The sequence below is a fragment of the Chryseobacterium populi genome (assembly GCF_000282115.1).
Taxonomy (GTDB): domain Bacteria; phylum Bacteroidota; class Bacteroidia; order Flavobacteriales; family Weeksellaceae; genus Chryseobacterium; species Chryseobacterium populi.
The window spans coordinates 28,304-40,648 of the sequence record NZ_AKJY01000028.1; the positions used below are offsets into that span (position 1 = coordinate 28,304).

The 12,345-nt window shown below is 36.9% G+C and carries 11 protein-coding genes and 3 tRNA genes; 10 read left to right on the forward strand and 4 right to left on the reverse strand.

Annotation, left to right across the window (positions count from 1 at the left end; translation table 11 throughout):
- Positions 1–9 precede the first annotated feature (9 nt).
- Positions 10–195 carry a DUF6496 domain-containing protein gene (locus PMI13_RS08655; RefSeq protein ID WP_007842788.1) on the forward strand — a complete coding sequence of 62 codons (186 nt, stop codon included), beginning with the start codon at positions 10–12 and terminating at the stop codon, positions 193–195.
- Between the two features lie 90 nt (positions 196–285).
- Here PMI13_RS08655 and glgP read toward each other — a convergent pair whose 3' ends face one another.
- A complete protein-coding gene (glgP, locus tag PMI13_RS08660) occupies positions 286–1,944 on the reverse strand; it encodes an alpha-glucan family phosphorylase (protein WP_007842789.1) in 1,659 nt (552 codons plus the stop codon).
- A gap of 200 nt (positions 1,945–2,144) precedes the next feature.
- Here glgP and PMI13_RS08665 point away from each other — a divergent pair, with 200 nt between their 5' ends.
- The 5 genes from PMI13_RS08665 to PMI13_RS08685 all read left to right on the forward strand — a co-directional run bounded on the left by PMI13_RS08665 (position 2,145) and on the right by PMI13_RS08685 (position 8,883).
- Positions 2,145–2,942 carry a hypothetical protein gene (locus PMI13_RS08665; protein WP_007842790.1) on the forward strand — a complete coding sequence of 266 codons (798 nt, stop codon included), beginning with the start codon at positions 2,145–2,147 and terminating at the stop codon, positions 2,940–2,942.
- A 155-nt stretch (positions 2,943–3,097) separates the two neighbouring features.
- The gene (locus PMI13_RS08670; protein WP_007842791.1) at positions 3,098–5,179 is read left to right on the forward strand and encodes a T9SS C-terminal target domain-containing protein; all 2,082 of its coding nucleotides are present in this window, start codon (positions 3,098–3,100) and stop codon (positions 5,177–5,179) included.
- A gap of 131 nt (positions 5,180–5,310) precedes the next feature.
- The gene (locus PMI13_RS08675; protein WP_007842792.1) at positions 5,311–5,901 is read left to right on the forward strand and encodes a DUF1572 family protein; all 591 of its coding nucleotides are present in this window, start codon (positions 5,311–5,313) and stop codon (positions 5,899–5,901) included.
- 65 nt (positions 5,902–5,966) lie between these two features.
- A complete protein-coding gene (gene mtaB / locus PMI13_RS08680) occupies positions 5,967–7,313 on the forward strand; it encodes a tRNA (N(6)-L-threonylcarbamoyladenosine(37)-C(2))-methylthiotransferase MtaB (protein WP_007842793.1) in 1,347 nt (448 codons plus the stop codon).
- Between the two features lie 52 nt (positions 7,314–7,365).
- Positions 7,366–8,883, forward strand: coding sequence for an FMN-binding glutamate synthase family protein (locus tag PMI13_RS08685; RefSeq protein ID WP_007842794.1), 1,518 nt, complete (start codon positions 7,366–7,368; stop codon positions 8,881–8,883).
- A gap of 49 nt (positions 8,884–8,932) precedes the next feature.
- Here PMI13_RS08685 and PMI13_RS08690 read toward each other — a convergent pair whose 3' ends face one another.
- Positions 8,933–9,679, reverse strand: a complete 747-nt coding sequence (locus PMI13_RS08690; RefSeq protein ID WP_007842795.1) for a hypothetical protein — start codon at positions 9,677–9,679, stop codon at positions 8,933–8,935.
- Between the two features lie 55 nt (positions 9,680–9,734).
- On the opposite strand from PMI13_RS08690, the gene PMI13_RS08695 reads away from it, so the two are divergent.
- Positions 9,735–10,184, forward strand: a complete 450-nt coding sequence (locus PMI13_RS08695; protein ID WP_007842796.1) for an RNA-binding S4 domain-containing protein — start codon at positions 9,735–9,737, stop codon at positions 10,182–10,184.
- Here PMI13_RS08695 and PMI13_RS08700 read toward each other — a convergent pair.
- Positions 10,179–10,694 carry a shikimate kinase gene (locus tag PMI13_RS08700; RefSeq protein WP_007842797.1) on the reverse strand — a complete coding sequence of 172 codons (516 nt, stop codon included), beginning with the start codon at positions 10,692–10,694 and terminating at the stop codon, positions 10,179–10,181. The two genes, PMI13_RS08695 and PMI13_RS08700, sit on opposite strands and share 6 nt — an antisense overlap.
- A gap of 116 nt (positions 10,695–10,810) precedes the next feature.
- Here PMI13_RS08700 and PMI13_RS08705 point away from each other — a divergent pair.
- From PMI13_RS08705 to PMI13_RS08715, 3 genes are all read left to right on the forward strand, one after another.
- Positions 10,811–10,883 (forward strand) — tRNA-Lys (locus PMI13_RS08705).
- 35 nt (positions 10,884–10,918) lie between these two features.
- A tRNA-Leu gene (locus tag PMI13_RS08710) sits at positions 10,919–11,001 on the forward strand.
- A gap of 81 nt (positions 11,002–11,082) precedes the next feature.
- Positions 11,083–11,155, forward strand: a tRNA-Lys gene (locus PMI13_RS08715).
- A 97-nt stretch (positions 11,156–11,252) separates the two neighbouring features.
- Here the strand turns inward: PMI13_RS08715 and panC are convergent.
- Positions 11,253–12,101 carry a pantoate--beta-alanine ligase gene (gene panC / locus PMI13_RS08720; protein WP_007842798.1) on the reverse strand — a complete coding sequence of 283 codons (849 nt, stop codon included), beginning with the start codon at positions 12,099–12,101 and terminating at the stop codon, positions 11,253–11,255.
- Positions 12,102–12,345 lie beyond the last annotated feature (244 nt).

The following is a 12,345-nucleotide window of genomic DNA, read 5'->3' on the forward strand; positions in this document are numbered from 1 at the left end:
AATAACATCATGAGCAAGACAAAATATTCAGACAAAGCTCAGGACAAAGTAGGAAAAGTAATGCACGAGTTCAAGGAAGGGAAATTAAAATCTTCTTCCGGAAAGAAAGTGACAAGCAAAAAACAAGCTGTAGCTATCGGTATTTCCGAAGCCAGAGAAAAAGGGCTGAAAGTACCGAAGAAGAAAAAAGGTTAATTCTCAAAAAAGAGCGGGTTGAAAATTTTCAATCCGCTCTTTATTTTTTTACACAATAAATTTGTGATTTAGCTTTTCGCCATTTTATCTCTAGCTATTATAAAGCACTCTGTAATATTCATCAGCCATTCTATCACTGTTGAATTGGTCTTTTACATCATTCATTGCATTCTGCTGGATTTTTCTCCATCTGTCCGGGTTGTCATAATAGGTGGGCAGAATTTCATTTTCCAGGATTTCATATAATGTATTTAAATCGTAATTATCCTGTTCATAAATACTCATGCTTGAATAATCAGCTTTTGGAACAACAAAGGAATTTTCCCCATGTTTTGCAAATTCCGGAATCCAGCCATCATCTGTTGAAAGATTTACTGAACCATTCATTGCGGCTGTCATTCCGGAAGTTCCTGAAGCTTCTCTCGGAACCCTTGGGTTATTCAACCACAGATCTGAACCCTGTTTTAAAGACTTGCTCAAAGAAAGTTCATATCCCGTTAAAACCGCCATATTCTTATGGTTTTTACTTTCCTCAACCAGTGTATTAAAGGTAGAGATTGCGGAATAATCCATTGGATAAGGCTTTCCGGACCAGATAACCTGTACCGGATATTTAGGGTTATTTAATAATTTATAAAAACGCTCTTTATCATGTAAAAGTAAATCTGCACGTTTGTAGCCTGCAAACCTTCTTGCCCAGACAATAGTGAAAACGTTGGGGTTGAATAAATTCCCTGTCTGATCGGCAACGATAGTGAAAAGTCTCTTTTTTAAATGCTTTTTACGGTAGTCGAAAACGGTTGCATCGTTTTCATCTTTGGAATTATAAAGAGGTTTATCAGACCAGTATTTAAATTCCTGGGCATTGGTAATAGAAGTGATTTCACAGATTCCCGGATATTTGCTCCACATTGCTCTTGAAACAACGCCATGAAGCCGGGATACGCCATTGGCAATTCTTGCCATTTTCAAGGCGCAAAGTGAGTGGTTGAAGCGGTCATCATCAGCACCTTCGATGCTTTTTATTTCTTCCATGCTGAAACCTGAAAAGTAGGACATGTCATAGCATAGTTTCATGTTATGTTTTTCATTTCCGGCTTCTTCAGGAGTATGGGTGGTGAAAACCAGTTTTTCTTTTACCTTATTGAGATCACCGTTGTATTTTTTTAATAAATGAAATGCAGCCGGAAGCCCATGAGCTTCGTTAAGATGATAAGTATCCCTTTCAAAATTCATTTCATCCAATAATTTTGCCCCTCCTTTTCCCAGTAAAATATACTGTGCCAGTTTTGTAGATTCGTTGGCATCATATAATTTGTGGCAGATTGTTTTGGAAATATGATCATTTTCAGGAACATCCGTTGAAAGGAAGAACATAGGTGCCGTATTGAAAATTTCAGGATCCAGGTACCAGACCTTCACCCAAACCGGAGCACTGTGAATTTCAATCTGAAATTTTATTCCCGTATCCTCAAGGAAGCTGTACATTTTTCTGGTCCAGACAGGCTGTAGCGTCTGGTCGTGGTTTCTCGCCTGATCATAATACCCGAATTTCCAAAGAATCCCGATCCCGATCAGGTCCTGCTTCAGGTTGTAGGCACTTCTCATATGAGAGCCCGCCAGAAATCCCAATCCGCCGGAATATATCTTTAAAACCTGCTCAAGGGCAAATTCCATTGAAAAATAAGCAACTCTTTTAGAGTATAGAGGGTTGATGCTATAAGGTATTTTAAAATTTTTAAAATCCATGAATCACAGTTTTATATTTGAAGGGGCAAAGGTATTGATTATGAAAATAAACTCTACATTAATTATATGATAAATTATTTTTAAAAGTATCTGTTGAATAGTTTTTTTGCTTACCTTTAAGTGTAAATTTTTGATAATCAAAAGCTTCATAGTGAAGTCCTGAATGTTAAGTACGATCTGTCAACTCTAAAAAACCGGTCATGAAAAAGGTGTTTTCCGACGAAGATTTAATTAAGAATCTGAGCTTATATTACCTGAATCGACATTTGAAAAAAAAGCCGATAGAGAAGTATCACCGTACTATAGATGAATCTCCGCTTCATGACAGGGAAAAATATAAAAAGAAGTCTGAGATTTTACTCCTTAATTCTTTCATGCATCATTTCCCTGAAGTGAAATTTGAAAACCTTACCTGCGAAAGTCCTGACTTTATCGCGAAATTCAACGACAAAAAAATAGGAATCGAGCTTACGGAAGTAATCAATCATCTGGAAATGAAGAAGGTTGAAAGCAATTTAAATAAGATGTTCCGTCAGGCAGAAATATTATTAGAACAGGAAGACACTACGAAATATCGTGGTGTTTATTTTTTAGAATTCCATCCGAATATTAAGTTCGATCATCTTGAAGAGCAACAGGAAAACGTACTCAGTATTTATAAAAGCATCAAGAAAAATAAAGCGGTAGGCTGCGTAAAAAGCGTCAGAAAATCTTTCCACCGCAGAAATGTTTTCATCACTCATGAATACAGTATGAATCTTTTTGATGAGCTTTGTTCTGAGAAAATTTTAGAACTGATTGAAAAGAAAAACGAAAAATTTCCCTATTACGATACTTCTGTTGATGAATGTTGGCTGGTGATTGTTTCCGATATGAATTCCATTGCATCACGATATACCTTTATCCAGGATAAAGAACACCTGGAAGAAGTGAAAAGCCCTTTTCATAAGATTTTCCACCTTGAAAACCTTTGTGGTAATATAACGAGTATTAAATAATTCAAATTTTAATACAGCAATAAATCTGCCTTTTTTATTAAAATAATTCAATAATTTGATATTTCTGTTATTTTTAATAGAATTATATTTATCTTTGAAATATATGGTATATATTGATTTAATTTATGATTAATTTTTAATAAAACATGTATTTTATGAGAAAAAATCTACTTTTTATTTTTTTATTTGTTTCACAGATTTTCTTTTCCCAGGCAGATTGTTCGTCTGCATTAGCAGTTTGTGGTAATTCAGATATTACTTATACTCCTTCGGGAATAGGCGCTGTAAATGAAAGTTTGGGTGGCTGTTTACAGTCAGAGCACAATTCAGCCTGGTATACATTTACCATTGCTACGGGAGGTACTCTTACCTTTGAGATTAATCCGACCGGTCCGGTAGATTACGATTGGGCCGTATATGGGCCTAATAAAACCTGTGCGACTAAAGGGATTCCGATAAGATGTTCTTCCAATGACGGAACGATTGCGGGATACCCTACAGGGATGAATATGACGGCCACGGATACCAGTGAAGGACCTGGTTTCGGAGATGGTTTTGTAAAATATCTGGATGTTCTTCCCGGGGAAACGTACTTTTTATATGTTGATAATTATTCAACAACCGTATATACGTTTAATTTGACCTGGGGCGGAACGGCTACCCTGGCTTCTCCGTTTACAGATCCTACGATCCAGCCTCATCCGTTTATTCCACCGGGAATACCTGCGGCTAATCCTGCAGATCCGAGAGAAGTGGTTATATGTTCGAGTTCTGTAGTTTTTGATTTCAGTACATTAACGGCAGGGATCCTTAACGGAAACCCTAATTTCAATGTATCTTACCATACAAGCCAAAATGATGCACTAACAGGTAACAACCCTATTACTGCTCCGATTATGGTAAATACAACAACGGTTTACTATTACAGCATCAGCTATACAGATCCTGCCAATCCAACTAATCCCATCAATAAATGCAGGCAAACGGGTAAATTTAAATTCAAAGACGGATCTATTACCGCCAATGATGCTACGTTAACGGAATGTAATAATAACAATGCAGGTACTGCTGTATTTGATCTGACAACTGCCAATGTGATTTCAGATCCTACAGTTGTGAAAGAATACTATCCTTCGATGAATGACCTTAATGCAGGAACGAACGAGATCACAAATCCTGCCACATACCTTTCCGCTGAAGGAGTAGTGTATGTAAAGGTAACTTCGGAGTTCGGATGTGTTGCTACAGCTAAAATTACATTAAATTTCTATCCGGTGGTCGTAGTTAATGAAGCTACCCTGAGATCATGTTTCATCGAATCGAATCCTTCAACAGCTTCATTCAACCTTACCGCTGCAGGAGTAACCACTCAGCCAGGGATTACAAAAACATATTACCCATCTTTAACAGACGCGATCAATATGACCAATCCAATTGGAACCCCGACAACTCATATTGCTCCAAACGGCGTGGTATATGTAAGAGTGACCAATGGAAACGGATGTTATAATATTGCAAAAGTTACCCTGATTGTTTTACCACCGGTAAAATCCACGGTTCTTATCGATAAGATCATCTGTATGGAAGATACCACCACCCTTGATGCAGGGCCTGGCTTTGACGGATATGAATGGAGCACGGGAACCACTACCCAGGCCATCAATAATGTGGGGGTAGGAACATACTGGGTAAAATTAAAAACAGGCGAATGTTTCACCACTCAAACCGTAAAAGTTTATCCTTCTGAACAGCCTGTCATTACCAATGTAGATATTAGCAATAACAGCATTACAGTAAATGTAATCGGGGGAACACCTCCTTATAAATACTCCATCGATAATATCAACTGGCAGGATTCCAATATATTTTCTGATCTTCCGAGAGGGGATGTTCATATTTATGTGAAAGATGATTATGACTGTGATCCGATCGATATTACGGTTACCATTCCTAACATGATCAATGTAATCACTCCAAACAGTGATGGAATCAACGATGTGATTGATTATTCAGCATTGGGTTACAAACAAAATCTGATCATCAGCATTTATGACCGGTATGGCAACAAAGTATACCAAGCTGATAAAACCAACGGCTACAAATGGGACGGAACAACCAATGGAAGTAAAAAAGTATCAACAGGAACTTACTGGTATTCTGTAACCTGGAATGAGAATGACAAGAAAAATACTGCTTTCAAATTCTCAAGCTGGGTGCTGGTAAAAAACAGGGAATAAATTAATAATAAATAAAAGCTATCTTTAACAGAATGGCTTTTTAGTTTTTGTATAGATACTGTGACTTTAAAAGCTATAATTGTAATTCATATACCGGAAAAATGCTAACTTGAGTTTTATTTTAAAACAATATGAAAGATCTTTTTATCAAGCGTTTTGAATATTACAAGTCTCTTGGAGATAAGGCTTTTGAACAGCTTTCTGATGAGCAGCTTCTGTGGCAGTACAATGAAGAAAGTAATTCCATTGCGGTTATTGTGAAGCATATTGCAGGAAATATGATTTCAAGATGGACGAATTTCTTAACGGAGGACGGAGAAAAGACCTCGAGAAATCGAGATGAAGAATTTGTCAGTACTTTTACAAATAAAGAGGACATCCTTGATTTTTGGGAGAAAGGCTGGAAATGTTTTTTTGATGCATTGGAGCAGATTAATGATGAAAATTTATATTCCACTATTTATATAAGAGGAGAAGCACATCCGGTTATTGATGCAGTTTTCCGTCAGTTGGCTCATTACCCTTACCATATTGGGCAGATCGTTTACATTGCAAAAATGATAAAGAATGAAGACTGGAAAACCCTTTCCATTGCCCGAAACAAGTCACAGGAATTTAATTCTGAAATGAAAAATAAGTTTTCCGGAAATGATTCAAATGCCAATTCCTCCCCGGTTTGCTACCAGAACAGTCCGGAAGTAAGAGATGAATATAAACAATAGACTGAATCAATTCAGAGTTTTTATTAAAATTGCTATCTTTGCACCCATAAAATTCAGGACTACCAATGTCTACTTTTCATAAAACCGCCGCATTCCATACCCTCGGCTGCAAATTAAATTTTGCGGAAACATCTACTATTGCCCGACAATTGACAGATTCAGGTTATGATAAAGTGAGCTTTGATGATAAAGCAGATGTTTACGTGATCAATACTTGTTCGGTAACTGAAAATGCAGACCGTGAATGTAAACTTCATGTGAAAAGAGCAATGAAAGCCAATCCTGAAGGATTAGTAGTTATTGTTGGATGCTATGCGCAGTTGAAACCAGAAGAAATTTCACAGATTGACGGGGTTGATCTGGTTTTGGGAGCCAAAGAAAAATTCAATATCCTGAGCTATCTTGATGATCTTGAAAAGTCTGAAAATGAAGGGATCGTGCATTCATGTGAAATTGAAGAAACCGATTTCTTTATCGGAAGTTATTCAATCGGTGACAGAACCAGGGCTTTTCTGAAAGTTCAGGATGGCTGCGATTACAAATGTACCTATTGTACAATACCGTTGGCAAGAGGAATTTCCCGTTCGGATACTATTGAAAATGTTCTTAAAAATGCCCGGGAAATTGCGGCAAGGGATATCAAAGAAATTGTTCTTACCGGAGTAAATATAGGGGATTACGGAAAAGGGGAATTCGGAAATAAAAGACATGAGCATACTTTTTTAGATCTGATTACAGAATTGGATCAGGTAGATGGGATTGAAAGAATACGTATTTCTTCCATTGAACCTAATCTGCTGAAAGATGAAAGTATAGAGCTGGTTTCTAAAAGCAGAAGCTTTGTTCCGCATTTTCATATTCCGCTACAATCCGGATGCGATGACTTACTGAAAAAAATGAAGCGCCGCTATCTCACCAAGCTTTACAGAGAAAGGGTAAGCAAAATCCGTGAGGTAATGCCTGACGCAGCAATTGGTGTGGATGTAATCGTTGGTTTTCCCGGGGAAACGGAGGAAAGATTTATGGGAACCTATAATTTCCTTAATGAGCTTCCTGTCACCTACCTGCATGTTTTCACCTATTCTGAAAGAGAAAATACAGAAGCAGCAGGAATGGAAGGTGTAGTTCCTGTCTCTGAAAGAAAAAAACGCAACAAGATGCTGAGAATTCTTTCCGAAAAGAAAAAAATGGCATTTTATCAGACCCAGCTTGGGAAAACGCTTCCTGTACTTTGGGAGCATGAAAATAAAAGCGGGAAAATGTTTGGCTTCACAGAAAATTATGTGAGAGTCCAGAAAGACTTTGATCCTGCGTCAGTCAATCAAATCGAATTTCTGAATTTAGAAAAAATCCTGTCAGATGGCACGGTTTCTGTGCAATCTTCTTACGAAAGTTTTTTAGCAAAAGCATAGTCTTATTGCAAATTTTCCACTAAATTTATTTTAACTTTTAAATACTACATTCATGAGAGATAAGTTTTTATCTTGGGGAATTGTATTAGTCATTGCTACATGGGTTGTAGCATTGCTAATCAGAGCGCATTACTGGATACCCATTCTGTTATCTGCTATCTATGCATTAGGCGTATATAATGCCTACCAATCTAAACACGCTATTTTGAGGAACTTTCCTGTGTTGGGCTACTTACGGTACTTTTTTGAAAGCATTTCACCCGAAATGCAGCAGTATTTCATCGAAAGAGAAACAGACGGAAAGCCGTTTCCCAGAAACCAGCGTTCTGCCGTATACAGACGTGCTAAAAACTTGAGTGATACCGTTGCTTTCGGAACACAGTTAGAAGTTAATCACAGAAAATATGAAGGGATAAAACATTCCATTTATGCCAAATCGCCTTCAGAAGAACTGCCAAGAGTGTGGGTAGGAGGAGAGCAGTGTACGCAGCCTTATCATGCATCTTTATTCAATATTTCGGCAATGAGTTTCGGAGCCTTAAGTGACAGGGCTCAGATTTCGCTGAACAGAGGAGCTAAAAAAGGGAATTTTTATCATAATACCGGAGAAGGAGGTATTTCTCCCTATCATCTGGAAGGAGGGGATTTATGCTGGCAAATCGGAACCGGATATTTTGGCTGCAGGGATGAAGAAGGTAAATTCAACCCTGAATTATTTACAAAATACTCCAATCTTCCGAACGTGAAAATGGTTGAAATCAAATTGTCTCAGGGTGCAAAACCCGGACATGGAGGAGTTTTACCGGGCGTGAAAAATACTCCTGAAATTGCAAAAATCCGCCATGTCACACCGGGAATGACCGTTATTTCCCCGCCTTCACATTCTGCTTTTTCAAATGCAGCCGGATTATTGAACTTTGTACAGCAATTAAGAGAACTTTCAGGAGGAAAACCGGTTGGCTTTAAATTATGTATTGGAGACACAAAAGAGTTTGAGGATATCTGTGTTCAGATGAATGTTTTAAAAATTTATCCTGATTTTATCACGGTAGACGGAGCAGAAGGAGGAACAGGAGCTGCACCGCCTGAGTTTTCAGATGGGGTAGGGATGCCGTTGGAACCTGCTTTGATTTTTGTGAACAGAACTCTGAACAGCTACAACTTAAGAGATAAATTAAGAGTCATCGCAAGCGGGAAAGTACTTACCAGCCTGGATATTTTAAGAGCTGTTGCAATGGGAGCCGATATGTGTAACAATGCCAGGGGATTTATGTTCTCTTTAGGTTGTATCCAGGCTTTAAGATGCAATACAAACAATTGCCCGACAGGAGTTGCCACCCAGGATAAAATGCTGATCAAAGGACTGGATGTTACAGATAAAAGTGAAAGAGTATATCATTTTCATAAAAATACGCTTCATACCTGTAATGAATTGATCGCTGCAGCGGGTAGAAGTTCATATGAAGAAGTGGATGCCTCTATGTTTATGAGGGGAGATGAATTTGATCATCTGGCGGATCTTTACTTCCCTGATATTTTAGGAAATGTAAAGCAGAAAGCAAGATTCTAAATAGAGAATAAAAAAACGCTTCAGACATCTGAAGCGTTTTCTTTATTTTTTATTCCTCACCAGTTTGTCTGGTCCTCGCATCGTAGATTTGGAAGTTAAAGACAAATGATACGTTTTTAAGAGAATAGCCCGTATAGTTAAAATGAGAGTCTCTTGCGAAAGCAGCTCTTGAAGGTACAATAATTACCCCCTGAAGGTTATAAGGATCTCCGTCTGCCATATTCTGGAATCCTTTAAAGTGCTGTAAGCCCTCCTGGAGTCCTTCAATCTCATAATAAGTTCTTTTTTTTGCATCATCTGTTGTTGCAGCAGTCAAAGTCTGTTTTTTCACATAATAGAACTGGGGGTCAGTAACAGGAGAACCTGTTCCGTTAATTGTATTTAAAATCGTTCCGCTTAAAGTAGCGCCAAATACGCCTTTCCCATCTGTTTCCGTAGCAAGATAATAACTTGCTTTCATCATTGTTTTGATAAGAGTGTTAGTTCCTATCGTTGCTCCCGGATCAGGCTGTGCTGTGGCTCTTACAATATAAATAACACCTGAAGGTAGTTTTACAGGATTAAGTTCAGATAACTTTTTATAATTGTCATCAGCTGTATCTGTACTGCTGAAGGCTTTTATATTTCCCTGTGTATCCAGATAATTTTCGTCTAAAAATTTCTGAATGGCCTGGTCATCATAAGTGTTTCTTACCGCAATATCTTCAGGCTCTACAAATGTTTCTACGTCATCATCTTTTTTACAGGCAGAGAAACACAAAGATCCGGCAAGGATATATAAAAATATTTTTTTCATTTCAAAAAACTTTAATTACTTTACAAATAATATAACGGCAAAAGTATAAAAAATTATGAGAATAGATAAATTTTTATGGAGCATTCGCTTTTATAAAACAAGAAGTATTGCAACAGAGGAAATTAAGAAAAACAGAGTTTCCATTGGAACCTCCGCTGTGAAGTCTTCTAAAGAGGTAAAAGAAGGGGATGAAATCAAGATCCGTAAAAATCAGATTGACTATAAGATTAAAGTGATTCAGATTCCTAAAAGCAGGATTGGAGCTAAATTAGTTCCTCTGCACATAAGAGATATTACCGACAAGGAGCAGTACGAATTACTCAAACTACGTAAAATGTCTCAGGACTATTACAGAAACAGAGGTGAAGGAAGGCCTACCAAAAAAGACAGAAGAGACATGGATGATTATGTAGGAAATGACATTACAGCAGATTTTACAGATTGGGATGATTTTTTTGGTGAAACCGATGATGATGAGGAAAATGAAACTGAAAAAGATCTATAAATATAATTTTTCAATAATTTCATTGACAATATCTTCAGGTTCTCTGGAGTCTGTGCTTACAATAAACTGTGCTTTGCTGTAAAATTCATTTCTTTCGAATAAATGCTTGGCAATAAACTCAGGGAGGTTTTCATCAGGAACATTGGCTATTAAAGGCCTTTTTTCTTTCTGTTTTGAAAGCCTTTCTGATAATGTAGCCACTGAAGCTCTTAAAAACACGCTTTTGGAATTATGATTAATAATTTCCATATTGTTATAGTAAACCGGAGTCCCCCCACCAAGGCTTAAAATAAGATTTTCCTGGGTGGCCAGTATCTCTTCTAAAATTTCTCTTTCAAGCTTTCTAAAGTAAATTTCGCCCTTTTTCTCGAAGATCTCGGGAATGGTTAATTTATTTCTTCTCGAAATCTCTTTATCGAGGTCAATTAGTTTAAAATTTATTTTTTCGCTTAAAATTTTGGAAACGTGTGTTTTGCCACTTCCCATGTATCCGACCAGTGAAATTATCATGAATTTTTTTTAAACAAATTTGCGAAAAAGTTTTGAGAAATAAAAAAAAGCTATATCTTTGCACCACTTAAAACAAGGGACATTATTTAAATGAAATTTGTTTGAAATAAGTGGCCGACTCGGTAGCTCAGCTGGTAGAGCAATACACTTTTAATGTATGGGTCCTGGGTTCGAATCCCAGCCGGGTCACTAGCAAAAATATTACAAAATTATGTAATTTTTTTGCCTGCGTGGTGAAATTGGTAGACACGCCATCTTGAGGGGGTGGTTTCCTAAGGATGTGCTGGTTCGAGTCCAGTCGCAGGCACTGCAAAAGAAAAAATAATATTTTTGATCATAATATAAATATAAAAATAATATTTTATATTTATAGCTCAAAAATGTGGCCGACTCGGTAGCTCAGCTGGTAGAGCAATACACTTTTAATGTATGGGTCCTGGGTTCGAATCCCAGCCGGGTCACAAGTTTACTGAAAAGTAAATTTTTTTCATATTAATATTTTGTGATTTGGTGTTCAAAGGCTTCCGTCAGGAAGCCTTTGATTTTTTATGTATCCGGCTAATCCAGATGCATATTGTCAATTAACCTTACACCATCTACCACAACTACAATAAAGGCTCTGTAAGATTTATCCTTATAAAAAAAATCGGTTTCTTTTAATGTATTTTCATCAGCAATAAGGAAATATTCAAGTTTCATTCCCTGCTGATGATCAAAAATATCTGTAACTCTTTCCTTGATCTCGGGAACCGTAATTACCCTAAACCAGTCTTTAACTTTTCTCAGCGTCTCAAAAATGATTTTTGACGCTTCTCTTCTGTCTTCATGAAGCCTTTGGTTTCTTGAGCTTAAGGCCAGTCCATTTTTTGCCCTGTAGATAGAAACACCTGATATTTTTACAGGAAGCTTTTTCTTTTCAACCATTTTTTTGATAATGGCCAATTGCTGATAGTCTTTTTCTCCAAAATAAGCATTGTCAGGTTGTACCTGCCGGAAAAGCTCTTCTACTACAGTTCCTACACCATCAAAATGGCCGGGTCTTGATTTGCCCTCCATTTCATTTTCCAAACCGTCAAAATCATAATGCTGGCTTTCTGTCTTTTCAGGATATATATCTGCCACTTCCGGGATATAAACAGCATCTACCAAACCGGAATTTTCTAAAATAAGAAGGTCCCTGTTGATGTCTCGGGGATATTTTTCCAGATCTTCTGCATTATTGAATTGAGTAGGATTAACAAAAATTGAAGAAATAACAAGATCATTTTCATTTCTGGCAGCTTCATACAGTGAAAGATGCCCGTTATGCAGAGCTCCCATGGTAGGGGCAAATCCTATTTTTTTACCCATTTCTTTCTGTCTTTCAATGAAATCCTGAAGTGTTTTTTTATTTTTTAAAACTTCCATAGTTGAATTTAATAGTAATTCAAAAATACTAAAAATATCATATAATAAGCTGTGGTTTTGATATTTTGAAAATGGGAATTATCGTAAAAAAATGTTAATTAAAATAATGTTGGATGTTTTTTTGTAATTTTGCACATTAAAGCATTTTTATAAAAATTAGATAGAAGTTTATGCCGAATCAAAAAATACTGTACATTACTACAGAGATGTATCCATATCAAGAAGACACTAATATGGCTGCAGT

Bases quoted from the DNA above. Each gene is read 5' to 3' on its own strand.
- PMI13_RS08655 (WP_007842788.1), top strand. From the start codon at position 10: ATGAGCAAGACAAAATATTCAGACAAAGCTCAGGACAAAGTAGGAAAA.
- PMI13_RS08665 (WP_007842790.1), top strand. From the start codon at position 2,145: ATGAAAAAGGTGTTTTCCGACGAAGATTTAATTAAGAATCTGAGCTTA.
- panC (WP_007842798.1), bottom strand. From the start codon at position 12,101: ATGGAAGTTTTAAAAAATAAAAAAACACTTCAGGATTTCATTGAAAGA.
- glgP (WP_007842789.1), bottom strand. From the start codon at position 1,944: ATGGATTTTAAAAATTTTAAAATACCTTATAGCATCAACCCTCTATAC.
- PMI13_RS08685 (WP_007842794.1), top strand. From the start codon at position 7,366: ATGAGAGATAAGTTTTTATCTTGGGGAATTGTATTAGTCATTGCTACA.
- PMI13_RS08675 (WP_007842792.1), top strand. From the start codon at position 5,311: ATGAAAGATCTTTTTATCAAGCGTTTTGAATATTACAAGTCTCTTGGA.
- PMI13_RS08700 (WP_007842797.1), bottom strand. From the start codon at position 10,694: ATGATAATTTCACTGGTCGGATACATGGGAAGTGGCAAAACACACGTT.
- PMI13_RS08695 (WP_007842796.1), top strand. From the start codon at position 9,735: ATGAGAATAGATAAATTTTTATGGAGCATTCGCTTTTATAAAACAAGA.
- mtaB (WP_007842793.1), top strand. From the start codon at position 5,967: ATGTCTACTTTTCATAAAACCGCCGCATTCCATACCCTCGGCTGCAAA.
- PMI13_RS08670 (WP_007842791.1), top strand. From the start codon at position 3,098: ATGAGAAAAAATCTACTTTTTATTTTTTTATTTGTTTCACAGATTTTC.
- PMI13_RS08690 (WP_007842795.1), bottom strand. From the start codon at position 9,679: ATGAAAAAAATATTTTTATATATCCTTGCCGGATCTTTGTGTTTCTCT.